This window comes from Pseudomonas sp. REB1044 (genome assembly GCF_038813925.1).
In the GTDB taxonomy this organism is placed as follows: Bacteria; Pseudomonadota; Gammaproteobacteria; order Pseudomonadales; family Pseudomonadaceae; genus Aquipseudomonas; species Aquipseudomonas boreofloridensis.
In genome coordinates, this window is the sequence record NZ_CP046139.1 from 2,710,947 (window position 1) to 2,736,262 (window position 25,316).

Below are 25,316 nucleotides of genomic sequence, written 5' to 3' on the forward strand. Positions count from 1 at the left end.
AACCGGTCGCTGAGCACTTTCGTTCAATACGCCGCAGTGCCCCCTGCAAGAGCATGGCCGCTTCATAGAACAACGAGGACGCCTTCAATGAGCCTGTCACTGTCCATGGCCGCTTTCGCCTTGGCCGCTTCGATTTCCCCAGGTCCTGTCAACATCGTCGCGCTGGGCAGCGGCGCGCGACACGGTCTGCGGGCCACCCTTGGGCACGCCGCCGGTGCCAGCCTGGGCTTTTGCTTATTGCTTTTGCTGATCGGCCTGGGCCTGCACGAACTGCTGCTGCGTTGGCCGCTGCTCAATCGTCTGCTGCTCTGGGGGGGGTGCTGTTCTTGCTGTACATGGCCTGGAAGCTGGCCAGCGACAGCGGCGAGCTGAACACCCATCATCAGAGCCAAGCACCTTCGGCTTGGCACGGCGCGGTGATGCAGTGGCTCAACCCAAAGGCCTGGCTGGCCTCGGTGGCCGGTATCGGCGCCTATACCGGCGGCGATCATCACTTGCTGTGGCTATTCACCTGGCTGTACGCGCCCATCTGCTTCGTGTCAGTGGCCAGTTGGGCCTGGGCGGGCAGCATGATCAGCCACTGCCTGGGCAATGCCCGGAACATGCGGTTGTTCAATCGGGTACTGGCGGGCTTGCTGGTGATCAGTGCGGCATATCTGATGTTGGCCTGAAGGTCTGGATCAGCAACCGCTGCGGTAGTGCCCGGGCGTTGCCGCCAAATGTTGCTTGAAAGCGCGCTGTAAATGCGCCTGATCGGCGAATCCGGCCTCCAGCGCCACTTCTGCAATGCCCGCCCCCGACGCAACTCGGCGCGTGCGTGCTGCACGCGTTGATCGATAAGGTAACCATGGGGTGTAAGGCCGAAGCGATGGCGGAAGGCGCGAATCAGGTAGCTGCGGGAGAGTCCAGCAACAAGACAGATATCGTCCAGGCTCAAAGGATCGAGACGGTGGGCGCGGATGAAGGCCGCAGCGGTATCCAAACGCGGATGATCTGATCGAACCACCTCGCCAGGCATCTGCAGATAGCTTGGCAACATTTTGAAGAACGCTTTCAGAAAGACGTCCGCCCAGAGACCTGCTGCTCGAACACGTTTGTGAAGACCTGCAACAGATGCGCGTACAGCGCAGTGCAGTCGCTGTAGGTCGCCTGCGGCAGAACGAACCCTGAGCCTGCAGCCAGGGCAAGTCGACGTACAGCATCAGGTAAGACCACGGCTCACCCTGGAGAGGATTGCAGGCATGCACCACGCCTGGGTTCATCAGAACGGTGGCACCTGCGGTCAGCTCGCGCAACGTGTTGCCGTTGAGGTAGGTGCTGCGTCCACCTGTGACCACGCCTATGGAAAAGCTTTCGTGAGAATGAGGCTCATAGCAGACCCTGCGCCCATCGATGACCCACCGTGCCTCGACAAAGGGCAGTTCTGGGTTTCGCCAGAATCGTGATGCTTCGTTCATTACTCTTCTCTCCTGTTCGGGGCTGTCAGCGCTTTTCCCACTCAACGCACGAAGAGCCGAGATTAATGGATTTCAAGGCCCCAACCTGTTTGCCGAGGTTTTTCTTCAGGAGTAAACGGTCTGCCTCAACTGATACATTTACCAGTTGGCAGTGCGCGCCGCCCCGCCTAGCGTTAGCACAAAGACTCACCGATGAGGGCAGCGCCATGTATCGCAAGACCGCCTTACTCCAGCCGGTGGTTCTGATTGTCACCCTTGCATGTCATCCACTGTTCGCTTTCGGCGTCCAGGCAATTCCTCAGCAACAGGGCGAGCCAGGCCCCAGCCAAGCGGCTCCAGCGACCATCATGGATCAGTCATTACTGGCGCTGAACGATCAACCCTCGCTTATCGACCGACTTAACGCGCGCTACAACAGTGCGGTGGCGCAATGTGAACATGGTGCCCCGGCGCTGCACTGTAGCGGCATCCTGTTGCGTCGCGCCACGCACAATCCCGGGTATGCCTTCTGGACGCATAGCCCAGCGAGCCAAGCGCTGGGTTCGGTCACTTTCTCCTGGCTGCGAGTAGACGGGGCAAGCAACAGTAATGATCTGACCAGCGGTTTCATTTTCATGGACAACACGACAGCGATGAGTGCTGGCTATACGCTGCAGTCGCCACGCTGTATCTACCCATTTCTGGCTGGCACCCAAAACAATGGGCGAAGTCTGCACGGCTGCGGAATGCGAGACGTCGCCGAACCGCCGCGCAAGGATGAAAGTGTGTGCGCGACGCAAATTCCCCCCGCCATCACTGTCACCAGTTGGAGCGCACACTTCAAGGCGAAGGAGTTTGCGCGCGGTGATCAGTGTTCGCTGAGCACCCAAGTGCCCGAGCAACTGATCACCAGCCTTCAGGCGCGAGTGGCTCACGCCGATATCGCCAAGACCGCCGGCAATGAGTTGCTGATACCCACATGGGACGATACGCAGCCCAAGCAACTGCCGATCGAGGCGTTTTTCTTCAACGCCAACAGAAGTGGCGCTTTCGAAACAGCACTGCAATTACGCAATGCCTTCCTCCAGGAAACTTCCAGGGATGTACCAATCGTTGCGCTGGATCCAGGCGCAACCGATAACCAGATTTTCAAGGCGCCGACCCATGATCAACAAGGGCGAGCCACAGCACAGGCGCTGACCCTGCGCTACACCAGTACAGCCAGCCGGTGCGATGGCAGAACCTCCCTGCTCTGCAATGGGGTGATCCTGCGAACGACAACCTTTTCCCCGCAATTCAAGGTATGGAATCCCAGCCAGCGCTCGGTGAACTCCGGTAGCGTATCGTTTTCATACCTGCGTGCAGACCTCGGGATCAAGGTGCTGGCATGGAATACGCTCTATCAGGGTCTAATCGTTCGCGAGCTCGATGCTGGGGCCGCGCCAGACCTCTACCCGCTCAAGCCTCTGTGCATGTATGCCACGGACGCAGCGAGTTGGGATCGCCAAGAAAGCGGATGCGGCGCCCACCGTAACTACAGCCAAGCCAGCGTGCGCTGCGCCGCTCAAGGTATTTTCGATCTCGCCACACTCAAGGCCCACTTCCAATCCATTGCGGGCAACGACAAGCACTTCAACGATCGCAATCAACATCAGTGCAGCCTGGCAGTAGACGCTGTCGCTTTCGATATTTCGCTGAAATCGCGCGAGGCGATGCTCAATCCCGAGCAGTATCTACACCACAACGAATTGCTGATCGAAACTTGGCCCCAGAACATCCCACAATTGCTGCCACTGGAGGCTTTCTTCTACCAGAGCGGGCATCTCGATGCGATCACGCAGGCCAAAGCGATGCAGCAGGATTTGAGCGACAGTGCTGCAGGCCTTTGGAAGCCGGTCATTCGCGTTGATCTTCAAGCGGGGCCAGAGCAGGTCTTCACCTATTGGCCAGAGGATCAAAGCTGACAAGCAAGTCTGCCGCAGTGCTGGATCATGCCATCAGGGTGCTTCCAATGAACTGAGCCAGCTCTGGCGTTCTTGGCGCGACAAACAGCGCTTCGGGATCGCCCACCTCGTGCACCTTGCCCTGATGCATGAACACCAGTTTGTCACCCACTTCCCGGGCGAAGCGCATCTCATGGGTGACCATGATCAGCGTCATCCCCTCGCGGGCCAACTGGCGCACCACACCCAGCACCTCGTTCACCAACTCCGGATCCAGCGCCGAGGTGATCTCGTCGCACAGCAGCACCTTGGGCGACATCGCCAGGGCCCGGGCGATGGCCACCCGCTGCTGCTGCCCGCCGGAAAGACGGTCCGGATAGGCGTCGAACTTCTCGGCCAGGCCGACCCGAGCCAGCATCTGCCGGGCCAACGCCTGCGCCTCGGCGTTGCCGGCCTTCTTCACCACTTGCGGTGCCAGCATCACGTTTTCACCGACCGTCAGGTGCGGGAACAGGTTGAACTGCTGGAACACCATGCCAACCTTCTGGCGCAGTGCGCGCAAATCGGCGCGGCTGGCATCGAGATATTCGCCATCCACTTCGATCACCCCGTCACTGATCGATTCCAGACCGTTGAGGGTGCGCAGGAAGGTGCTCTTGCCCGAGCCGCTGCGGCCGATGATGGCCACCACTTCACCTTCTTCGATGCTCAGGTCGACGCCCTTGAGCACATGATTGTCACCGTAATACTTGTGCAGCGCGGACACTCTAAGCAGCGGCATGCAGCCTCCTTTCAAGGTAGCGGGCGCTCAGCGAGAGCGGATAACAGAGGATGAAGTAGCCGAGCGCGACCAGGCCGTAGACCATGAACGGCTCGAAGGTAGCGTTGGCGATCATGCCGCCGGTCTTGGTCAGCTCGGTGAAGCCGATGATCGAGGTTACGGCGGTGCCTTTGACCACCTGCACCGAGAAGCCCACGGTCGGCGCAACGGCGATACGCAGGGCCTGCGGCAGGATCACGTGGCGTAGTTGCTCCAGACGGCTCAGCGCCAGGCTTTCGCTGGCTTCCCACTGCCCTTGCGGGATCGATTCCACGCAGCCGCGCCAGATCTCGGCGAGAAATGCACTGGTGAACAGGGTCAAGGCAATGGCCGCCGCCGCCCAGGCCGACACATCGACACCGAACAACGCAATGCCGAAGAACACCATGAACAGCTGCATCAACAACGGCGTGCCCTGAAACAGTTCGATGTAGGCACGCGCCAGCCGCCGTGGCAGGGCGCGCTCGGAGATCCGTCCGATCAGCACCAACAGTCCGGCCAGCCCGCCGCAGACGAAGGCCACCAGCGATAACGCCAGGGTCCACTGCAACCCCACCAGCAAGTTGCGCACGATGTCCCAGAAGGTGAAATCCATTCAGCGTTTCCCCATCAGCAGACGCTGGCCGAGCCAGTTGAGCAGTTGGCGCACAACGATGGCCATCAGCAAATACAAGGCGGTGGTCAGCAGGTAAGTTTCAAAGGCGCGGAAGTTGCGCGACTGGATGAAGTTGGCGGCGAACGACAGCTCCTCGGTAGCAATCTGCGAACAGACCGCCGATCCGAGCATGACGATCACGATCTGACTGCTGAGCGCCGGCCAGACCTTGGCCAGGGCCGGGCGCAGCACCACGTGCCGGAACGCCTCGAAGCGACTCATGGCCAGCGCTGCCGCGGCCTCCAACTGCCCCTTGGGGATCGCCTGGATACCGGCGCGAATGATCTCGGTGCTGTAGGCGCCGAGGTTGACCACCATGGCCAGCACCGCGGCTTCCCACTCGTTCAGGCGAACACCCAGTGCCGGCAGACCGAAGAAGATGAAGAACAGCTGAACGATGAACGGCGTGTTGCGGATCAGTTCCACGTACACACCGAACAGCAGGTCGAACGGGCGCAGGCGCCAGGCCCGCACGCCTGCACCGACCACACCGATGGCAAGGCCAAGCACCGTGCCGATGGCGGTCAGCTCCAAAGTGAACAGTGCGCCCTTGAGCAGCAGGTCGCTCTGGGCGAGCACGGGCGCGAAGTCGAATTGATAGGCCATGGTCCGAAAGTCCGCCTAGTGCTTAAAGGTCGGCTGGCAGCGGTTGCTTGAGCCACTTCTCGGCGTTGCGGTTCAGGCTGCCGTCGGCCTTGGCGGCAGCCAGTGTGCTGTTGACCTTGTCCAGCAATGCCGGCTCGTGCTTGGCGACGCCGACGTAGACCGGCGAGTCCTTGAGCTTGACCTTGACCACCGGCACCTTGGCCGGGTTCTTCTCGGCGATGGCCGCCATCACCACGCTGCCACTGGCGATCAACTGTACTTGGCCGGACAAGTAGGCGGCGATGGTCGAGTTGTTGTCCTCGAAGCGTTTGATCACCGCATCTTTGGGTGCGACGGCGCTCAGCGCCATGTCCTCGATCGAGCCGCGGGTGACGCTGATGGTCTTGCCGGCCACTGCACTGATGTCGTCGATTGGCGCGTCGGCCGGACCGAATACCGCCAGGTAGAACGGCGCGTAGGGCTGGGAGAAGTCGATCACCGCTTCACGTTCGGCATTCTTGCCCAGGCTGGAAATCACCAGGTCGACTTTACCGGTGGTGAGAAAGGGAATGCGGTTGGTGCTGTTGACCGGCGTCAGCGCCAGCTTGACGCCCAGTTTATCGGCCAGCAACTGCGCGGTGTCGATATCCAGCCCGCGCGGCTTCATGTCGGGGCCAACCGAGCCGAAGGGCGGGAAATCCTGGGGCACGGCGACCTTGAGCACGCCACGGGCAGCGATGTCGCTCAGGGCATCGGCCTGGGCGGGTGTGAGCGTAAGGCCCGCACTGCAGAACAGGGTGGCCAGGAGCAGGGAGCGGAACGTCGTCATGGAAGGCCTCGCGGTAAGTCGAATGGGTGTGCGCTGCAGGCCATTGCAGGCAGCATGCCAGCTCGTCCTGAAATCGACCGCGAGTGCGCGGGGCGCGGGTTCTACAAGGTCTTACTGGTCTGAACAGTTGACCTGTAGATCTCACTCGGTCGGCCTCGTGCGCCCTGCTTTCGTGCGCTGTAATCCGCGCTGCGCCAGCTTGGCGCAAGGCTTGCCAGCACCGGCAGATCGCCGTACAACGTCAGCGTCATCGCCCTCCTACCGGTCTGAACAGCATGCTCGACACCCTCCCCCGCGCCGTACCGGAACTGGCCCTGCAGGCCATCCGCAAGCTCATCGACGAAGGCGGCTATCAACCCGGCGACGCCCTGCCCTCGCAACGCGACCTGGCCGATCGCCTCGGCGTCAGCCGGGCCTCCCTGCGCGAAGCGCTGTCCTCGTTGAGCGCCATGGGGCTGATCAGCGTGCAGGCCGGCAAAGGTGTCTTCGTGCAGAGCCCGGCACCGGGTGGATTCGCCTGGCCCTATGCCGAGCAAGTGTCGGCGGCCGATACCTTCCAGATGCGCTATGCCCTGGAGGGATTTGCGGCCGGCCAAGCCGCGCTGGCCCTGACCGCCGATCCGCTGGACCGGCTACGGGCCAACGTCGAGGCCATGCGCCTGGAACTGCGCGCGGGCCGCTTCGAGGCGGCGGCGCGACTGGATTTCGAGTTCCACCAGGCGCTGCTGCTGGCCTGCGGCAATCAGGCGATGCTGCAGGTGATCACCAGCAGCCGGGAGATCTTCCTAGAAAGCCAGAAGCTGCCGTTCATTCGTCCCGAACGGGCCATGGAAACCTGGCAGGAACACCGCACCATCCTCAAGGCCCTCGAGCGCCGTGCCCAGGCCGCCGCCCAGCGGGCCATGCAAGCGCATATCCGCAACGCCGCCTCGCGCACCGGGGTGGTGTTCACGGTTTGAATAGCGTTGGCGCCCGGATCGGTCCAAACGGATATCTGGGTGTCGTGCTCAAGGATGCGGCGGTCGTTGCGCTGAGGTGTACTGCACCTGATAACCAGACGACAGGGCATGATCCTGTCCGCCCCCATCAGGCTGCCTACGCCAACCGGAGCACGTGCCCATGTCCGCATCCCATGAGGTATCCCCGCCACCCTGCGCCGCGTGATTGCCGCCTCGGCCATCGGCAACTTCGTCGAGTGGTTCGATTTCGCCGTATACGGCTTTCTCGCCACACTGATCGCCAGCCAGTTCTTCGCCAGCGAGGACGCCAGCGTCGCCTTGCTCAAGACCTTCGCCGTATTCGCCGTCGCCTTCGCCCTGCGCCCGCTGGGTGGCATCATCTTCGGCGCATTGGGCGACCGTCTGGGACGCAAGCGTATCCTCTCGCTGACCATCCTGTTGATGGCCGGCTCCACCACACTGATCGGCCTGTTGCCGACCTACGCCAGCATCGGCATCGCCGCCCCGGTATTGCTGACGCTGGCGCGCTGCCTGCAAGGTTTTTCTGCCGGAGGCGAGTATGCCGGCGCTTGCGCTTACCTGATGGAGCATGCCCCACGCGAGCGCCGGGCGTTCTATGGCAGCTTCGTGCCGGTCTCGACCTTTTCCGCGTTCGCGTGTGCAGCCGTGATCGCCTACGGCCTGGAAGCCAGCCTGAGCAGCGATGCCATGAACGCCTGGGGCTGGCGCGTACCGTTCCTGATCGCCGCGCCCCTGGGTCTGGTGGGCCTGTACCTGCGTTGGCGCATGGAGGAAACGCCGGCCTTCCGCGAGGCGCTGGCCGAGGGTCGCCAGCACGAGCACTCGCCGCTGAAGGACACCCTGCGCCACCATGGCCGAGCCATTCGCAACCTGGGGGCCTTCATCTCGCTGACGGCGTTGTCGTTCTACATGTTCACCACCTACTTCGCCACGTACCTGCAGATGGTCGGTCATCTCAGCCGTGCCCAGTCGCTGCTGGTGACCACCGTGGCATTGCTGTTCGCTGCCGCCGGATGCCCGCTGGCCGGCGCGTTGTCGGACCGCATCGGCCGGCGTCGGACTATCGGTTTCACCTGCCTGTGGGTAATGGTCTGCGTATTCCCCGCCTACTGGCTGGCAAGTTCCGGCTCGATGTCCGGCGCCCTGTTAGGGGTGATCCTGCTGGCAGTCGGCGCCTTGTCCAGTGGTGTAGTGACCGCTGCCTTGCTGTCGGAGAGCTTCCCGACCCGCACCCGCTACACTGCGTCGGCGATTACCTACAACGTGGCCTATACCCTGTTCGGCGGCACCGCACCGCTGGTGGCGACCTGGCTCATCACCCAGACTGGCAGCAGCTTGGCGCCTGCTTTCTATCTGGTGGTGATTGCTTTGGTTGCGCTGGTCGGTGGATTGGCGCTGCCGGAAACCTCACGCGTTTCACTGGATGACGAAACACTCGGCGGCCCATCGACGGGCCGCGGGCGAGCCAACGCGTTGTGACCGACGACAGGGGGCGTTGGCTACGCCCCTGTTTGGGTAACGACGCGTAAAGCTGCGGGCGATTACCGCCCCAAATCCCCAAGGCGAAGCAGCTCTGCGTTTACAAAACTAACCAGATGGTACAAAAATAAACGCATCCAATAACAAAAGCGATGCACTGACATGACCTCCCCCCTCGCCGCCCACGGTATACTCGCCGGCCTTGTCGGTCGTGGTATCCAAGCCTCCCTCACGCCAGCCTTGCACCAAGGCGAAGGCGATGCCCAATCCCTGCGTTATCTGTATCGTCTGATCGACGCCGATCAACTCGGCGTGGACGATAGCGCACTGCCTGCGCTGGTGGACGGCGCGCAGCGCAGCGGCTTCACCGGCCTGAACATTACCTTCCCGTTCAAGCAGGCCATCGTGCCGTTGCTCGACGAACTGTCAGAAGAAGCGCGTGGCATCGGCGCCGTGAACACCGTGGTATTCAAAGACGGCAAGCGCATTGGCCACAACACCGACTGCCTGGGCTTTGCCGAAGGTCTGCGCCGTGGTTTGCCCGATGTGGCGCGCCGCCAGGTGGTGCAACTGGGTGCGGGCGGTGCAGGTTCGGCGGTGGCGCATGCACTGTTGGCCGAGGGCGTGGAGCAACTGACCCTGTTCGAGGTCGACGCCGCTCGCGGGCAAGCCCTGGTAGAAAACCTCGCACAGCGTTTCGGTGCTGGCCGGGCGCTGCTCGGCAATGATCTGGCGGCTGCGCTGGCTGCGACTGACGGCCTGGTCAACACCACGCCGGTGGGCATGAGCAAACTGCCCGGCACACCGCTGCCGGTGCATTGGCTGCATGCACGGTTGTGGGTGGCGGAAATCATCTACTTCCCGCTGGAAACCGAATTGCTGCGCCATGCCCGAGCGTTGGGCTGCCGTACCTTGGACGGCGGCACCATGGCGGTATTCCAAGCGGTGAAGGCGTTCGAGCTGTTCAGCGGGCGGCCGGCCGATGCTGCGCGCATGCAGGCGCATTTTGCGCGGCTGGGCTGAGCGTCACAGGCAGGTCGAAGGCAAAGGCCAGATGAGCACCATCGCCCAGACCTGCACATCGCCGAGCGCAATCAGTCGTCCAGTGGTTTGGGCGCCGCAGCGGGCTTGACAGGTTTGGTCCCCTTGTTCGGCTTCTCCGGCTTGCCGGCTGGCGCCACAGCCACCGGTTCAGGCGCAGTCACAGCTTTTTCGCTGGCCGGCAGTTCGTCGACTGCCTTGAACACCGCTTGCGGGTCGAGCTTCTCCGGGGTGTCGTCGTCCTTGAGGACATGACGCTCGCCATCCTTGCCGATCAGGATCACCCGGGTGCCTTTGCTCGCCCCGAGCTTGAGCTCGCGGATCAAGGCCATGGTGGTCTGCTGCTCGAGGTTCTTGTCTTCGCGCTTGCCCATCATGCTGGCCACGCTGAACAGCACCAGATTGCGCTCCTTGAACCCGGCTTCGGTGGCAGGATCCTTGATGGCCTGCTCCAGGCCGCGCAGCGTCGGGTCGGCGCTGCTGGGCGCGATGACGACCAATGGCCGTGCCTTGCCCAGTTCCTTGGCCAGTGGAGCGTCGCTGTCGGCGGCGAACAGCGGGCCGCTGACGGCGAACAGGGTGGCGAGGGTCAGTGACCGGACGAGCATGAGCATCTCCTTGTTTTCTCGATTAACCAGGGACTACAGATCAGGGAGAAAGATCCGAGCCAGAGCCTAAACCAAGGGATCAGGCACCGGCTTAGACTAAAGGTAACGTGGGATTTCGGAAACGGCCCCGAACGTCTCAGAAGCTTCCTACACATCTGCAAGCATAGTCGATCAAGGCATCAGGGACGCCTGTGGCTGGGCCCCGGTTGCGGTTCGGGCCTGGCCTGGGCGAGTGCTGCACGGGTGTATGCCAATATGCGTGCATCCCACGCCGCCTCTCGGTCCCGACCAATGCTGCGCAGCCAGTTTTCATAGTCATCGGCGGACACCGTCAGTGCCCTGACCTGTTCGGCGAACGCCGAATCGTCCTGCATCGCTGCCAATTCACTCTGGCTCTCTTGCAACTGGCGGGCGTTTTCGGCCAAAGCCGCTGCATTGCGCACCCGCGCCTCAGAATCCTCGCCCAGCGCCTGTGCTTCATCGCCCAACACCCGCGCCCGTTGCTGCAAGGCGTCGATCTGTGCGGCGCGATCGAGCAGCACCTGGTCATAGCTTTTGCCCTCGGCCATGTCCTCGATCACTTGCAGGCGGCTGTGGAAACGTTGGTCCAACCGCTCGAAGCCTTCTGGATCGCTGCGCAGCAGATGGGTGCGCCAGAAGGACTTCCAGACCATCGACTGCGCCACCGCCTCGTCGGTCTCGCTCTCATGCAGCCGCGCCCGCGCGTCGTCCAACTGATCCGCACCCACACCAGCCACCTCGCGGTAACTCATGGTCGCCGGTTGCCCCGGCAGGTCGAACTCGTCACGCAGGCCTAGCCGGTAGGCCAGTCCTACCTCGACTTCATCCGGATGCCCACCGTCCTGGCGCCGACCCTGCAGGTCTTCGGCGATGATGCGATCGAGTTCGTCCAGCCGCCACAACTGTCGACCCAGGTACAGCAGAGCGGACTCTTCGGCACCGCGCTCGGCCTCACACCGTGCTCGCCACACCAGCAGATGGACTTCCAGATCGCTGAAGCGGCCAATCACCGCGTCGTCACACCCCTCCAGCCCCCTGGACAGGTCGAACAGCTCCTGACGCAGTTCGGCATGGTCCTGGGCAGCCTGCAGGGTGGCCGCGACTCGGCTGCCCAGGCCGGTAGGGTCGGTCCGGTAATCGCGGGTCTCGCGCAGACGAGCCAGCAAGGCAAGGTAGTCCTGACTGCCCGGCTCGGCCTGCAAGGCGTCCCAGGCTTCGCCGAAACCTCTGGCCTCACGCGGCGCGATGCTGCGCATCCACCCCTCGCGGGCATAATCCAAAGCCTGAGCCAGATCGAGCGACTCAGGCTCCTCGGCCCCCGAGGCAGGATCGCTTTCCTCCAGCCAGCCGTTCACCCTCATGAAACTGCGCAGCCGGTTGGCCGAGCCGGACTCCAGCGGGTTCTCGGCTAGCAGGATGGCACCCGAAACCCACAGCGGGACTCGGTAATAGTCGTCCGGCACCCGTGTAATGAGATTGTTGCGCAGGTCCACTTCTTCCAGCAGGTGGTGGTCGAACAGACCGCTCGGCAGTTCGCTGATGCTCGTCGCACGCACCTGCAGCGAGATCAGGCGCGGCATGGCAGCCACCGAGAACACCCGCCCCAGCGGATTGAACGACAGGTTCAGCCGCTGCAAACGGGTACAACGACCCAGACGCTCGGCCTGTTCAGGATCGAGCACGATCTGGTTACCGTACAGGTCCAGCTCACGCAACTCAGGCAAGTGCTCGATGTTGGCCGGTAATCGGCTCAACGCGTTGTTGTTCAGCGCCAGGGACTGCAAGCCGGTGAAAGCGTTCATGAACGATTCAGGGATCTCTTCCAGGCTCATGCTGGTCATGTTCAGCGACACCACATGACTGAAGCGCACCTGCGCCGGGATGTCTGGTAGTCGACGCATGGGCAGTCCCCAGAGGGCCAGGCGATAGCCGATCGGCTCGCCGATCTGATTGGCCACGCGCGGAGACTGGCGACGCCAGGCAGCCATCAGCGCATCCCTCATGCCAGAGCGTTCGGCACGGGCCATCAGCCCCGGCGCTTGCTGGGTCCAGGCAGCGAGATGTTCGCGCAGCGTGTCGAGCTCTGCCCCCAGGCGCTGCAGCTCGAGGTTATGGTCAAGACCTTGTGCGCGTACGGAAATCAGCCAGTTCTCCACTTCGCTGTCGCTGAAATTGGGGTATAGCGCCCGAACCCGTGCATACAATGCGCGGGACTGGCGTCTCGCGCCGCGCCCACTGAGCGGATAGCCCAAGCGTCCGTCAGCCAGACGCTGGGGCGGCCGGAAGCCGCCAACTGGTGGGCGCAGTGCCAAAGCCTGCTCGATTTCGCCAGGCTGACTGGCAGCCAGTCGGGCCATGCGCACGCGCAGGTTATGCGGCAGTGGGTCGCTCAGTCCCATCGCCGTACAGCGCGATTCATCCAACGTGCGCGCGATGACTTCGAACAACTCGCCCCGCTCGCCGAGTGCATGGCCTCCCTGCGCCAACTGGAACCTGCCATTGAGATGAACCAGGTCGAAGCTGGCCGCGCCCTCCCCGGGTTTGATCGACAGCAGCGTGGGCCCCGACAATGAATGCTCGTACAGACGCCATCCGCTAGCAGCGACCGGCCCAGGCGATCGGCCCAGGAGGTGCAACACCACCCGCGCCAGATCCGCGTCCTGGCTGGCGTCCAGGTACAACGACTCCAGCACCCGAGCGACACGTATCTGTCGCACCATTTCACGCGCCGCCTCCGCCAGGGCCAGCGGCACGCGTGCCCCTTGCAACAAACGTTCGCGATCCGCAGCACGGGCATCGTTCAGCACCTGGGCTGCGCCCCGTGAATGCAGCGAGGTGAACTGCCGTCGCACGATCTGCGCCCCGGGCGCGTCACTGGGCCGCGTGGCCTCATACAATTGCTCGAACAGTTCTCGACGCTGTGCCCAGATCCGCTCGGCCAGGGCTTGATCGCTGACGTCGGCGGCACCCGGCAAGCGCCGCGCATGGGCAAGCACCAGACCGTCGCTCGCCGGCTGGCCGCTGCGCAACTGGCTGACGGTGCCCCGAATGCGGCGGTCCAGATCGTAGCGCTCGACGCTGTCCTGCCAGACTGCAGGAGGCTTGCGTCCATCGGCATGCAGCGCGCGCAATTGCGCGGCATCCAGGCCGTGAATCTGCATGATTTCGTCCAACTGCTGGTTATCCAGTCGCGCCCAGGCCCCGCCCAGGCGGCGACACAGCCGATACGGATCGTCCCAGGCCAACGGCTGCTCCCACCACAAACGCCAGGCGCCGGCACCGTTGTGTTCGAGCAGCGGGCCGTGACCGTTGTGCGGCAAAAGCTGCCAGCGCAGATCGGCGCGCTGTCGCACCGGATAGTGATGTTCATCGATCTGGACCCAGGTACGGTCGCCGTCGCGCCAGAGGCCCTGCTCGTCGCAGCGCGCTTCGGACGGCGGTGCGTCGCGCCAGGGCGAAAGGTCTTCGTGCCACAGGCGTGTACTGCCATCCTCCAGGGTGGCCGGCAGCAGCTCATCGACCCAGCGTGATCGACTCCAGGCACCGCGCACCACGCCCACTCCGGCGGCCGTGACCGCGAATGCAGCGACATCGCCCGCCACATTGAGCAGGTGATCCAACGCCTCACTGGTATCGCCTTCGCGCCAGGCCTCGACGCCGTGGTAGACCTCGCCCAGCAGCTCCCAGGCGGTCACCGCCAGCAACCCCAGGCCGATCACTGGCACGAAGAATCCCGCCAAATTCAGCAATGCCCAGCCCTCGCTGGCCAAGCGTTGATCGTGCTCGCGCTGCACCTGCTCATCAACGGCACTGACCGGCACCGCGATCATCGCAGCATCGTCCTTGATCTGTGCGATGCGTGCCTGCGCCAACTGGTCGAACAACGGCTCAGGCAACGGCCGCATGTGCTCTTCCAGCGCAATGTTGGCCAGATCTGATACGCCCGCGTAGCCACTGACCAGCTGATTGAAGAATGCATTGGCCTGCCGCCTGCGAACGAAGCGACTGAAAAATGCTTGATAGTCGGCAGTGCGCAGGCGCTTGCCCAAGTCGTTGGCGAAGTAGCGCAAGGTGGGAAACGCACTCCAAGGCGTGTGCGGATCGCCTGGAATATGCACCAGCACACGTTGGCTTGAGGTATAGAGAGGGCTGAGGCTCTCGTCGCGTACATCCAATACCACGATGCGCTCCAGTGCAGTGCCTAGCAACTGCAGGCCCTTGGTCTGAACCGGACAACCTTGGAAGGTTGGCTTGACGGTCAAGCTGCACACCTGCACCACCAGTTGTAACTCCTGCTCGCTCAGGTGGCCTTTCAGGCGCGCCACATGAGCATCGGCGAGCATCCCATAGCGGTGTGCGCGGGCCAGAAGGGACAAGGTCCGGCGCTGCGCTGCGCCTGCCGGCTCGTCGGCGTGATCGTCAGGTTGCAGCACCTGGTCCACATGCGCCTGATACTGCCCACCCACATCCACCTCGCGGCACAGTTGGGCGAACTGCGCGGCAGTGGGCAGTACAGCCTGTTCGTCACCGGGCCGGAGCAGCCGATTGCCTTCCAGTTGTCCACCCTCCTCAGCCTGTTCGGCGCTGAAGTTGCGCAGAGCTGCCTCCAAGAGTGATATCTCGCGATACACCGCCTTGGTCACTGGGTAACCGATGGGTTGCGAAGTCAGTACAGGTTCGCGGGTGCCGACTCTGAACCGCAAGGCATCCAGCTCGACAGACTTGCCAATCTGCTGCTCGAGCGCTGCGCTCAGCAAGGGCGCGGCGTAAGCATCCGGGGCCTGAAGTCCAGCCAACAGCGCTCTGGCCCGCTCATGAAAATACAGGCTCAAGCTCAACGCATCCTGAAGTGCCTGAACCTGTTCAAGACTGGCGGTCGCCAGCCAATTGGGCAAGCGCCGACCGATGATCCAGTCCTGATGCGCTGCCGAGGGAGGGATAGCGTGAGTCACGATGGCATACTCCTGGGAAAAGCCCTGAGGCTAAGGAGCAGGCGGTGCGCTCAGGCGCTAGATAGTTGCCACGTAGAATGCGTCGACTCGCTCAGTCCTCGACTGGCGATAAGGCCTGCTCGGCGTCCCAGCCACCGCCCAGTGCTGCGATCAACTGCACACTGGCCACCAGCCTCCCCTGCAGCAGGTTCAAGGCGCTGCGCTCATTGCTCAGGGCGGTCGTCTGCACGTTGACCACGTCCAGATAGCCGATTAGCCCAGCGCGATACTGGTTCTCGGTCAAACGCAACGACTCGCGCGCCGAATCCAGGGCTTCCTGACGTACCACAGCCTCATCGGCATAGACCTTCAACTGCACAAGGTAGTTTTCCACCTCTTTGAAGCCATCGAGCACTGTCTGGCGATACTGCGCGACGGTCTGGTCATACACGGCCACGGTGCGATCGACCTCGGCGCTGCGTTTACCAGCATCGAACAGGGTCAGCGCCAGTTGCGGGCCGACCGACCAGTAGCGATTGGGCAATTCGATCCAGTTGCTGAAGCTGCTGCTGGAATAGCCGCCATTCATGCTCAGCGATAGATCGGGGAAATACGCGGCGCGCGACACGCCGATGTTCGAGTTGGCGGCCATGACCTTGCGCTCGGCAGACGCGATATCCGGACGACGCTCGAGCAACTGCGACGGCAGGCTCAACGGAATCTGCGGCAATGCAGGGATGTCGCGGGTTTCGGCCAGAGAAAATTCGGCCGGTGCCTTGCCCATGAGCACGGCGATGGCGTTTTCGTACTGGGCACGTTGCCAGGCCAGGTCGATCAGGTCGGCCTGGGTGCTCTTGAGCTGGGTGCGCGCCTGGGCCACGGCATCGGGCCCGGCGACGCCGGCGCGGTACTGGTTCTGGTTCATCCGCAGCGAGCGTTCGTACGCGGCCACCGTGGCCTGAAGCAGCCGCTTCTGCTCATCGATCACACGCAACTGCAAATAGTTCTGCACCAGCTCGGACTGCTGGCTCAGCCGAATTGCCGCCATGTCGGCCAGACTGGCCTGGGCGCTGGACGCATTGGCATTGAGGGTTTCGCGCAGCTTGCCCCACAGGTCGATCTCCCAGCTCACCCCCAATTGCGCGTTGTAGGTGTTGCGAATGCCACTGCTGTTGTTCGACAGACTCGAACTCGAACTCCCCGCCCCTTGGGCCGAACGGTTCTTGCTGGTGGTGAGGTTCAGCGATGGAAACAGCGACGCGCGGCTGCTACGTACCAGGGCCTGGGCCTGACGGTACTGCGCTTCGTACTGGGCCACGGTCTGATTGCTGCTGTTGAGGGTCTCGACCAAGGTATCGAGCTGGCGGTCGCCGTAGAGTTCCCACCAGGCACCACGGGCAATGGCGTCAGAAGGCTTGGCCTGGGTCCAGCCTTCGGCCTGCTTGAACTGCACCGGCGTGCTGACCTCGGGACGGTGATAGTCGGGGCTGAGCGTGCAGGCACTGAGCAGCGCCACGCACAGCCCGGCACCTAGCAGGCGTGAGCCGCGGCCACGAGTCAACAGTTGCAGGGCACGGTGCAGCGGGGTCTGGGCAAAATTCATAGCGGAGTATCCAGGGCGGCGTCGGTACGCACGCCGCGCCAGCGGTTGAAACGATGGCGCGCGCGGTCCAGGTACAGGTAGACGACGGGAGTGGTGTAGAGGGTGAGCACCTGGCTGAACACCAGGCCGCCGATGATGGTCAGGCCCAGCGGCTGGCGCATCTCCGCGCCTTCGGCCTGGCTGAGCAGCAGCGGCAACGCGCCCAGCATGGCGGCCAGCGTGGTCATCAGAATCGGTCGCAGCCGTAGCAGGCAGGCGCGGCGGATGGACTCTTCAGGCGTCAGGCCTTCGTGGCGCTCCAGTTGCAGCGCCAGGTCGATCATCAGAATGGCGTTCTTCTTCACCACCCCGATCAGCAGGAACAAGCCGAGCAACGAAATCAGGCTGAACTCCCCGCCGGTGAGGTACAACGTGAGCAACGCGCCCACCCCGGCCGACGGCAGGGTCGAGAGAATGGTCAGCGGATGGATGTAGCTCTCGTAAAGGATGCCCAGCACCAGATACACCAGCACCAAGGCGCCGAGGATCATGAATGGCTGGCCTTGGGCGGTCTTGGCGAAGGCATCGGCGTCGCCGCCAAGCTTGGCGATCACCGATTCGGGCAGCCCGAGCTTGGCCACCTCGCGCTCCACCGCCGCCAGCGCCTGATCGACGCTATAGCCTTCGGCGACATCGAAGGAGATGTCCTCTGAGGCGAACTGGTCTTCATGGCTGACCCGATCGTTGGCCAAGCTGTTTTCGTAGTGGGCGATGGTCGACAGCGGCACCCGCGCGCCGTCGGCGGTGATCACCTGCACCTGTTCCAGTGTGCTCGGGTCCCAGGCATAGCGCGGGTTGATCTCCATCACCACCTGGTACTGGTTGAGGCTGTCGTAGATGGTGGAGATCTGCCGCTGGCTGTAAGCGTTGTTCAGCACCGCAGTGATCATGTCCATGTCGATGCCCAGGCGCTTGGCCTGGTCGCGGTCGACCACCAGCGTCACCTGCTGGGTGCCGGCACCGTCACGCGCATCGATGGCGGTGAGCTGCGGCAGCTTGCGAAACGCCGCCGCTACTTTCGGGAACCACTCACGCAGGGCTGCCAGGTCGCCACTCTGCAGGGTGTAGAGGTACTGCGAGGAGCTCTGGTCACGCCCGCCGCCGCCCAGTTGCAGGTCTTGGTCGGCCATCAGGTACAGCCGCCCGCCCGGCACTTTCGGCAGCTCCTTGCGCAGCCGGTCGATGACTTTCTGGGCGTTTTCCTTGCGCTCGCCGATGGGCTTGAGGCGCACCAGCACGAAGGCGTTGTTGGTGCCGCTGTTGCCGCCGATGAAGCCGGCCACGCTCTGCACGGCCGGGTCGGCCAGCAGCGCGCGTCGATAGGTTTCCATTTTCGGCTGCATGACGCTGAACGACAGGCCATCGTCGCCGCGCACAAAGCCCTGCAACTGACCGGTGTCCTGCTGCGGCATCAGGGTCTTGGGCACGATCACATAAAGGGCAACGTTGAGCACGATGGTCGCCAGCAGGCTGAGCAACGTGAGGCGCCGATGGCGCAAGGCCCAGCCCAGGCTGCGGTCATAACCAGCGACCATGCGCTGGTGCTGACGGTCGCTCCAGCGCTGCAGGCGTGTCTGCTGGCGCGCGGTGTGAGGCTTGAGCCAGCGCGAGCACAGCATGGGCGTGAGGGTCAGCGACACTAGCAGCGAAACGAGGATCGCGGCGGCCAAGGTGATCGAGAACTCCTGGAACAACCCGCGCACGATGCCACCCATGAACAGGATGGAAACGAACACCGCCACCAGCGAAACGTTCATCGACAGCAGCGTGAAACCGACCTCCTTGGCGCCGAGAAATGCCGCACGCATGGGCTTCTCGCCGTTCTCGATATGCCGTGAGATGTTCTCCAGCACCACGATGGCGTCGTCCACCACCAGTCCGGTGGCGAGGATCAGCGCCATCAGCGACAGGTTGTTGAGCGAGAAGCCGCACAGGTACATGACCGCGAACGTACCCACCAACGACACCGGCACCGCGAGGCTGGGAATCAACGAGGCGCGCAAGTTGCCCAGGAACAGGTAGACCACCAGGATCACCAGCACCACGGCGATCAGCAGGGTATGTTCGGCTTCCTTGAGCGTCGCCTTGATCACCGGCGAGCGGTCCATGGCCACGTTGAGCTTGACGCTGGCCGGCAGCAGCGACTGCAAGGCCGGGAGCTGGTCCTTGATCTGCTGCACGGTCTCGATGATGTTGGCGTTGGCCTGGCGGTTGATGACCAGCAGCACCGCCGCATCGTTGTTGAAGAAACCACTGTTGTAGCGGTTCTCGACACCATCGCCGACCTTGGCCACATCCCCCAGGCGCAGGATCGCACCGTTCTGCTGGCGGATCACCAGGGGTTTGTAGTCATCGGCCTTTTCCAGTTGGTCGTTGGCACGCACCTGCCAGTTGCGCTGGTCATCCTCGACGAAACCCATGGGGCGGCGCTGGTTGGCATTGGCCACCGCGGTGCGTACTTCGTCCAGGGACAGCCCGTACTGGTTGAGCAGTTGCGGTTCCAGCTCGATGCGCACCGCCGGCAACGAGCTACCGCCGATCTGCACCTCGCCCACCCCGGTGACCTGCGACAGGCTCTGGGACAGGATGGTGTCCGCCAGGTCGTACAGCTGGCCTTTGGACAGAACATCGGAGGTCAGCGACAGCACCATGATCGGCGCCTGCGACGGATTGACCTTCTTGTAGGTCGGCATGCTGCGCATGCCGCTGGGCAACAGGTTGCGCGTGGCATTGATCGCGGCCTGGACCTCGCGCGCGGCGCCATCGATGTCGCGGCCCAGCTCGAAGCCGATGATCACTCGCGTGGAGCCTTGGCTGGAATTGCTGGTCAGCACGTTGACCCCGGCAATGCTGCCCAGCTTGCGTTCCAGCGGCGTGGCCACGGTCGAGGCCATGACCTCCGGGCTGGCCCCCGGCAGGCTGGCCTGCACCACGATGACTGGGAAGTCCATCTGCGGCAGCGGCGAAACCGGCAGCAGACCGAAACTCACGCCGCCAAGCAGCATGATCGCCAGGCTCAGCAGCATGGTCGCCACGGGCCGACGAATGAACGGGCCGGACAGGTTCATCGAGCGCTCCCTACCGGTCGCGGCGAACTGTACGCCTCAAGCGGCAAGCGGCAAGCCGCGGCGTCTGCGCGTGTCGTGCCCGAGCGCTTCGCAATCAGCTCGCCGCTCGCCGCTTCGCGCTTGCCACTCATACCTGAGTCTCCAGCGCGGGGCTGCGCCGCCAGCGGAGCGAGAGGCGGTCGAAGTACAGGTAGATGACCGGAGTGGTGAACAGGGTCAGCACTTGGCTCACCAGCAATCCACCGACCATCACCAGGCCCAGGGGCTGGCGCAGCTCAGCGCCGGAGCCCGTGGCCAGCATCAGCGGCAAGGCACCGAACAGCGCGGCCAAGGTGGTCATCAGGATCGGCCGGAAGCGCAGCAACGCGGCCTGGTAGATCGCCTCCTGCGGGCTCATGCCTTGGTGACGTTCGGCCTCCAGGGCGAAGTCGATCATCATGATCGCGTTCTTCTTGACGATGCCGATCAACAGGATGATGCCGATGATCGCGATCATGCCCAGGTCATTGCCGCTGATGAGCAACGCCAGCAACGCCCCGACCGCCGCCGAAGGCAGCGTCGACAGAATGGTCACGGGATGAACGTAGCTCTCATAAAGCACGCCGAGCACGATGTACATGGTCACGACGGCGGCGAGAATCAGCAGCAAGGTGCTCGTAAGCGAGGCCTGGAAAGCTTCGGCGGCGCCCTGGAAGCGGGTCTGCACCCCCAGCGGCACGCCGATGTCGTGCTGCACCTGTTCGATCACCTGCACTGCTTCGCCCAGCGAAACGCCCTGGCCGAGGTTGAAGGACATCATCACCGCCGGGAATTGGCCGATGTGGGAAATTGCCAACTGCGCTTGGCGCTGCTCGATCCGGGCCAGCGCCGACAGGCGTACCTGTCCGCCATCGGCGGCCTTGACGTGGATCGATTCGAGCATCTGCGGACCGATGTTGGCGGCCGCCTGGGCCTGCAGCACCACGCGGTACTGGCTGGCCTGGGTGTAGATGGTGGAAATCTGTCGCTGACCGAAGGCGTCGTACAACGCGTTGGTGATCTGCGCCACGCTGATGCCCAGGCGGCTGGCCATGTCACGGTCGATCGCCAGGTACACCTGCAGCCCCTTGTCCTGCAGGTCGCTGGCCACGTCGGTCAGCTCGGAGCGCTGCTGCAGCGCGTGCACCAACTTGCCGCTCCATTCGGCGAGCATGTCCGGATCGGGCGACGACAGGCTGAACTGGTACTGGGTGCGGCTCACGCGGTCCTCGATGCTCAGGTCCTGCACCGGCTGCATGAACAGGCGGATGCCGACCAGGCGCTCGAGTTGCGGCTGCAGCCGGGCGATCACCTGGCTGGCGGTGACGTCGCGCTCGGCATGGGGCTTGAGGTTGATCAGCAGGCGACCGCTGTTGAGGGTGGCGTTGTCGCCGTCCACACCGATATAGGACGACAAGCTCTGCACCGCCGGATCCTCCAGAATCACTTGGCTCAGCGCCTGCTGACGTTCGCTCATGGCGGCGAATGAGATCGACTGCGGCGCCTCGGAAATGCCCTGGATGACGCCGGTGTCCTGCACCGGGAAAAAGCCCTTGGGCACGATGACGTAGAGCACGACGGTGAGCGCCAACGAGGCCAGCGCGACCAGCAGCGTCAGCGGTTGATGCCGCAGTACCCAGCGCAGGCCATGGCTGTAGCGCTCGATCAACCAGTCGATCCAGGCACCGCTGGCGCGGTAGAAACGGCCCTGTTCCTCTTCCCGGGGCTCGCGCTTGAGCAGCCGTGCGCACATCATCGGTGTCAGGGTGAGCGACACTACCAGCGAGATCAGGATCGCCACCGCCAGGGTAATGGCGAACTCACGGAACAACCGGCCGACCACATCGGCCATGAACAGCAAGGGGATCAGCACCGCGATCAACGAGAACGTCAGCGAAATCAACGTGAAACCGATCTGCCGCGCGCCCTTGAGCGCGGCCTGCAGCGGCGTTTCGCCTTCCTCGATATGGCGCGAGATGTTCTCCAACATGACGATGGCATCGTCCACCACGAATCCTGTCGCGATGGTCAGGGCCATCAGCGTGAGGTTGTTAATGGAGAAGCCGGCCAGATACATCACACCGAAGGTGCCAACCAGCGACAGCGGCACGGCGATGGAAGGAATGATCGTGGCGCTGAAGCGGCGCAGGAACAGGAAGGTGACCATCACCACCAGGGCAATGGCGAACAGCAGTTCATGCTGGACGTCGCGTACGGCGGCGCGGATGGTCTGGGTGCGATCGGTGAGCACACTGACGTCCAGGCCCGCCGGGAGGTTATCGGTGATCGACGGCAACATCGTCTTGATGCGGTCGACCACATCGATGACGTTGGCCCCAGGCTGACGCTGGATGTTCAGCAGCACGGCGTGGTTTTCATTGGCCCAGGCGGCCAGGCGTTCGTTTTCCGCGCCATCGACGATCTCGGCGACGTCCTTCAAACGCAGCGGCGCGCCGTTGCTGTACTTGAGAATGAGGTTGGCGTATTCCTCTGGGGAGCGCAGTTGGTCGTTGGCGTCGAGCATCGACACCCGCGTCGGCCCGTCGAAGTTGCCCTTGGGCTGATTGACGTTGGAGGCGCCCACCAGCGTACGCACGTCGTCCAGGCTCAGGCCGTTGGCCGCCAAGGCATCGACATTGACCTTGATGCGCACCGCCTGGCGCTGGCCACCGGCGATGCTGACCATGCCGACGCCGCTGATTTGCGCGATCTTCTGCGCCACCCGGGTATCGACCAGGTCGTTGAGTTTGGGCAAGGGCAGCGTGCGCGAGCTGATGGCCAGCGTCAGCACCGGCGTGTCGGCCGGATTGACCTTGTTGTACACCGGCGGCGCCGGCAAGTCGCTGGGCAGCAGGTTGCTGGCGGCATTGATCGCCGCCTGCACCTGCTGCTCGGCGACATCCATGTTCATGTCCAGGTTGAAGCGCAAGGTCAGGACCGAGGCGCCGCCGGAGCTGGTCGAGGCCATCTGGCTCAGCCCCGGCATCTGACCGAACTGACGTTCCAACGGTGCGGTGACCGCGCTGGTCATCACTTGCGGGCTGGCGCCGGGGTACAGGGTCATGACCCGGATGGTGGGATAGTCCACCTGCGGCAAGGCCGCCACCGGCAGCAGGGTGTAGGCGATCAGGCCAGCCAGCACGATGGCCAGCATGGTCAGCGTGGTGGCGACCGGGCGCAGGATGAACAGCCGCGAGATGTTCATGCGCCCGCCTTGCTCGACTCACCGGCCTGGGTGGCGTCCTTGGTTTCCTGGCCTTGCAGGTGCTGACCCGGAGTGGCGGGCACCTGTGAACTGTCGTCGACGATCTCGACCTGGGTGCCTTCGCGCAGGCGGTCGGTGCCTTCCAGGACCAGGCGCTCGCCATCCTTGAGGCCGTCGAGGATCACGCTGTTGATGCCATCGCTGGCACCGACCTTGAGCTTGCGCACATTGACCTTGTCGTCGGCGCCGACCACATAGGCGAAGGTGCCGTCGTTACCGAACTGGATCGCCGCTGCCGGGGCCAGCACCACCTGCTTGAGGGTGTCGGCCAGCAGGCGCACGTTGACGAACTGGTTGGGGAACAGGGCCCGGTCCTTGTTCTCGAACAGGCCCTTGAACTTGAGGGTGCCGGTACTGGTGTCGATCTGATTGTCGAGGCTGCCGAGCACGCCGGTGGCCTGCAGCTTGCTGTCGCCCCGGTCCCAGGCTTCGACGGCCAACCGTGCGCCGCTGCGATAGCGCTCCAGCACGGTACCCAGTTCGGTTTCCGGGAGGGTGAAGACGACGTTGATCGGATCGGTCTGGGTAATCACCACCAGCGCCGTGGTGTCGTTGGCCGCCACCAGGTTGCCCAGGTCCAGTTGGCGCAGGCCCAGACGCCCGCTGATCGGGGCACGGATCTGGCTGAACTCCAGGTTCAGCCGCGCATCGTTGACCGCCGCCTGGTTGGTCTTGACCAGCCCCTGGAACTGACCGACCTGAGCCTCGGCGGTGTCCAGGGTCTGCTTGGCGATGCTGTCTTCGGCGTAGAGGCCTTTGTAGCGGGCCACATCGACCTGGGCATTCTTGAGCTGCGCCTGGTTCTGCGCCAGGGTGCCTTCGGCCTGTTGCAGGGCGATGCGATAAGGCCGCGGGTCGATCTCGGCGAGCAGGTCGCCGGCCTTCACCTGCTGGCCTTCCTTGAAGTGAATCTTCACCAGCTCGCCAGCGACGCGGCTGCGTACGTTGACCGTGCTGGTCGCCGTCACGGTGCCCAAGGCCTTGTAATACAGCGGGAAATCACCAACGCGGACCGGCTCCACGCGCACGGGCACCGGATCGCTGGACGCGCCGAAACCCGGTCGCCCGCCCTTGCCCATGCGTACCGCCGGGTCCATGTGCTTGGGCGCAGCCGCAGGCCACAGCCACCAGGCCAGCAGGGCCACCAGCAGCAGGATCAGCAGGCCAATCAGCCAGCGACGAGGGGAGCGGGAAACGGAAGCTTGCATGGATTGAACGAACCTTGTTCAGAGAGTGGCGGCCGGAGAGGCTGAACGATAAGCACTGGCATCGGTTTAGCAAAGGAGCTTTACCAGGGATTTACCATTGGCTGACGTTGCTAAAACGATGAACTTTAAATGAAAACGGCCCGGAAAGGCGTCCGGGCCGTATTGCCGCATATTTTCAGCGAGGCTGCCGCGTGCACAGCGCGCAGCGGCGTTGGCCCAGGCTTACTTGAGGACAGCCAACGCCGCGTCGTAGTTCGGCTCGTCGGCGATTTCCTTGACCAGCTCGGCGTGCAGCACCTTGTCCTGTTCGTCCAGCACCACCACGGCACGGGCGGTCAGGCCCGCCAGCGGACCATCGGCAATGGCTACGCCGTATTGCTCGATGAACTCACGTCCGCGCAACGTGGACAGGTTGTGCACGTTGGTCAGGCCCTCGGCGCCACAGAAACGGGCCTGGGCGAACGGCAGGTCGGCCGAGATGCACAGCACCACGGTGTTGGGCAGCTCGTTGGCCTGGGCGTTGAATTTATGCACCGAGGTGGCGCACGTGGGGGTGTCGACACTGGGGAAGATGTTCAGCACTTTGCGCTTGCCGGCATAGTCCTGGAGCGACTTGTCGGCCAGACCTTCGCCAACCAGGGAGAAGGCCGGCGCCTGGGCACCGACCTTGGGCAGCTCGCCGTTGACCTGAACCGGGTTGCCTTTGAGAGTCACTTGAGCCATGGCGCGAATCCTTATGGGTTTGAAAAGGATCCCGAGTTAATCGTTTTTAGCGCCAGGCTGCAAG

14 protein-coding genes and 3 pseudogenes are annotated in these 25,316 nt (G+C 63.4%); 5 read left to right on the forward strand and 12 right to left on the reverse strand.

The genetic code is table 11. From position 1 onward, the window contains the following. The first annotated feature begins 87 nt into the window (after positions 1–87). Positions 88–671: pseudogene (locus tag GKC70_RS12345) on the forward strand (LysE family transporter). A gap of 9 nt (positions 672–680) precedes the next feature. Here the strand turns inward: GKC70_RS12345 and GKC70_RS12350 are convergent. Then, positions 681–1,457, reverse strand: a pseudogene (locus tag GKC70_RS12350) (AraC family transcriptional regulator). Between the two features lie 206 nt (positions 1,458–1,663). On the opposite strand from GKC70_RS12350, the gene GKC70_RS12355 reads away from it, so the two are divergent. Further along, positions 1,664–3,400: a hypothetical protein gene (locus tag GKC70_RS12355; protein ID WP_342648801.1), complete on the forward strand. Its 1,737-nt coding sequence runs from the start codon at positions 1,664–1,666 to the stop codon at positions 3,398–3,400. A gap of 25 nt (positions 3,401–3,425) precedes the next feature. Here GKC70_RS12355 and GKC70_RS12360 read toward each other — a convergent pair whose 3' ends face one another. The 4 genes from GKC70_RS12360 to GKC70_RS12375 are packed head-to-tail and all read right to left on the reverse strand — an operon-like array spanning position 3,426 to position 6,268. Then, a complete protein-coding gene (locus GKC70_RS12360; RefSeq protein WP_342648802.1) occupies positions 3,426–4,160 on the reverse strand; it encodes an amino acid ABC transporter ATP-binding protein in 735 nt (244 codons plus the stop codon). Continuing rightward, a complete protein-coding gene (locus GKC70_RS12365) occupies positions 4,147–4,794 on the reverse strand; it encodes an amino acid ABC transporter permease (protein ID WP_029612583.1) in 648 nt (215 codons plus the stop codon). Before GKC70_RS12365 ends, GKC70_RS12360 begins: the two co-directional genes overlap by 14 nt. Further along, entirely contained in the window at positions 4,795–5,460 is a 666-nt protein-coding gene (locus GKC70_RS12370) for an amino acid ABC transporter permease (RefSeq protein WP_342648803.1), read from the reverse strand. 22 nt (positions 5,461–5,482) lie between these two features. Beyond that, complete coding sequence (locus GKC70_RS12375) at positions 5,483–6,268, reverse strand: transporter substrate-binding domain-containing protein (protein WP_342648804.1); 786 nt, start codon at positions 6,266–6,268, stop codon at positions 5,483–5,485. A 275-nt stretch (positions 6,269–6,543) separates the two neighbouring features. On the opposite strand from GKC70_RS12375, the gene GKC70_RS12380 reads away from it, so the two are divergent. The 3 genes and pseudogenes from GKC70_RS12380 to GKC70_RS12390 all read left to right on the forward strand — a co-directional run bounded on the left by GKC70_RS12380 (position 6,544) and on the right by GKC70_RS12390 (position 9,750). Further along, positions 6,544–7,227 carry an FCD domain-containing protein gene (locus tag GKC70_RS12380; RefSeq protein ID WP_342648805.1) on the forward strand — a complete coding sequence of 228 codons (684 nt, stop codon included), beginning with the start codon at positions 6,544–6,546 and terminating at the stop codon, positions 7,225–7,227. Positions 7,228–7,387: 160 nt separating this feature from the next. Next, positions 7,388–8,727, forward strand: a pseudogene (locus tag GKC70_RS12385) (MFS transporter). Positions 8,728–8,889: 162 nt separating this feature from the next. Further along, a complete protein-coding gene (locus GKC70_RS12390; RefSeq protein ID WP_342648806.1) occupies positions 8,890–9,750 on the forward strand; it encodes a shikimate dehydrogenase in 861 nt (286 codons plus the stop codon). A gap of 71 nt (positions 9,751–9,821) precedes the next feature. Here GKC70_RS12390 and GKC70_RS12395 read toward each other — a convergent pair whose 3' ends face one another. From GKC70_RS12395 to tpx, 7 genes are all read right to left on the reverse strand, one after another. Continuing rightward, positions 9,822–10,376, reverse strand: a complete 555-nt coding sequence (locus GKC70_RS12395) for a DUF4174 domain-containing protein (protein ID WP_029612575.1) — start codon at positions 10,374–10,376, stop codon at positions 9,822–9,824. A gap of 179 nt (positions 10,377–10,555) precedes the next feature. Then, positions 10,556–15,349 (reverse strand): NEL-type E3 ubiquitin ligase domain-containing protein, encoded by a 4,794-nt coding sequence (locus tag GKC70_RS12400; RefSeq protein ID WP_342648807.1) that lies wholly within the window; start codon positions 15,347–15,349, stop codon positions 10,556–10,558. A gap of 91 nt (positions 15,350–15,440) precedes the next feature. Then, on the reverse strand, positions 15,441–16,931 hold the full coding sequence (locus GKC70_RS12405; RefSeq protein ID WP_342648808.1) for an efflux transporter outer membrane subunit: 1,491 nt from the start codon (positions 16,929–16,931) through the stop codon (positions 15,441–15,443). Further along, on the reverse strand, positions 16,928–20,038 hold the full coding sequence (locus tag GKC70_RS12410) for a multidrug efflux RND transporter permease subunit (RefSeq protein WP_342648809.1): 3,111 nt from the start codon (positions 20,036–20,038) through the stop codon (positions 16,928–16,930). The genes GKC70_RS12405 and GKC70_RS12410 overlap by 4 nt, the downstream gene beginning before the upstream one ends. Before the next feature lie 127 nt (positions 20,039–20,165). Then, a complete protein-coding gene (locus GKC70_RS12415) occupies positions 20,166–23,261 on the reverse strand; it encodes an MdtB/MuxB family multidrug efflux RND transporter permease subunit (protein WP_342648810.1) in 3,096 nt (1,031 codons plus the stop codon). Then, entirely contained in the window at positions 23,258–24,529 is a 1,272-nt protein-coding gene (locus GKC70_RS12420; protein WP_342648811.1) for an MdtA/MuxA family multidrug efflux RND transporter periplasmic adaptor subunit, read from the reverse strand. The genes GKC70_RS12415 and GKC70_RS12420 overlap by 4 nt, the downstream gene beginning before the upstream one ends. Positions 24,530–24,751: 222 nt before the next feature. Continuing rightward, positions 24,752–25,252, reverse strand: a complete 501-nt coding sequence (gene tpx / locus GKC70_RS12425) for a thiol peroxidase (RefSeq protein ID WP_342648812.1) — start codon at positions 25,250–25,252, stop codon at positions 24,752–24,754. Positions 25,253–25,316 lie beyond the last annotated feature (64 nt).

Excerpts from the sequence above, each read along its gene's own strand:
- GKC70_RS12355 (WP_342648801.1), top strand. The coding sequence starts at position 1,664 with ATGTATCGCAAGACCGCCTTACTCCAGCCGGTGGTTCTGATTGTCACC.
- GKC70_RS12360 (WP_342648802.1), bottom strand. The coding sequence starts at position 4,160 with ATGCCGCTGCTTAGAGTGTCCGCGCTGCACAAGTATTACGGTGACAAT.
- GKC70_RS12365 (WP_029612583.1), bottom strand. The coding sequence starts at position 4,794 with ATGGATTTCACCTTCTGGGACATCGTGCGCAACTTGCTGGTGGGGTTG.
- GKC70_RS12370 (WP_342648803.1), bottom strand. The coding sequence starts at position 5,460 with ATGGCCTATCAATTCGACTTCGCGCCCGTGCTCGCCCAGAGCGACCTG.
- GKC70_RS12375 (WP_342648804.1), bottom strand. The coding sequence starts at position 6,268 with ATGACGACGTTCCGCTCCCTGCTCCTGGCCACCCTGTTCTGCAGTGCG.
- GKC70_RS12380 (WP_342648805.1), top strand. The coding sequence starts at position 6,544 with ATGCTCGACACCCTCCCCCGCGCCGTACCGGAACTGGCCCTGCAGGCC.
- GKC70_RS12390 (WP_342648806.1), top strand. The coding sequence starts at position 8,890 with ATGACCTCCCCCCTCGCCGCCCACGGTATACTCGCCGGCCTTGTCGGT.
- GKC70_RS12395 (WP_029612575.1), bottom strand. The coding sequence starts at position 10,376 with ATGCTCGTCCGGTCACTGACCCTCGCCACCCTGTTCGCCGTCAGCGGC.
- GKC70_RS12405 (WP_342648808.1), bottom strand. The coding sequence starts at position 16,931 with ATGAATTTTGCCCAGACCCCGCTGCACCGTGCCCTGCAACTGTTGACT.
- GKC70_RS12410 (WP_342648809.1), bottom strand. The coding sequence starts at position 20,038 with ATGAACCTGTCCGGCCCGTTCATTCGTCGGCCCGTGGCGACCATGCTG.
- GKC70_RS12415 (WP_342648810.1), bottom strand. The coding sequence starts at position 23,261 with ATGAACATCTCGCGGCTGTTCATCCTGCGCCCGGTCGCCACCACGCTG.
- GKC70_RS12420 (WP_342648811.1), bottom strand. The coding sequence starts at position 24,529 with ATGCAAGCTTCCGTTTCCCGCTCCCCTCGTCGCTGGCTGATTGGCCTG.
- tpx (WP_342648812.1), bottom strand. The coding sequence starts at position 25,252 with ATGGCTCAAGTGACTCTCAAAGGCAACCCGGTTCAGGTCAACGGCGAG.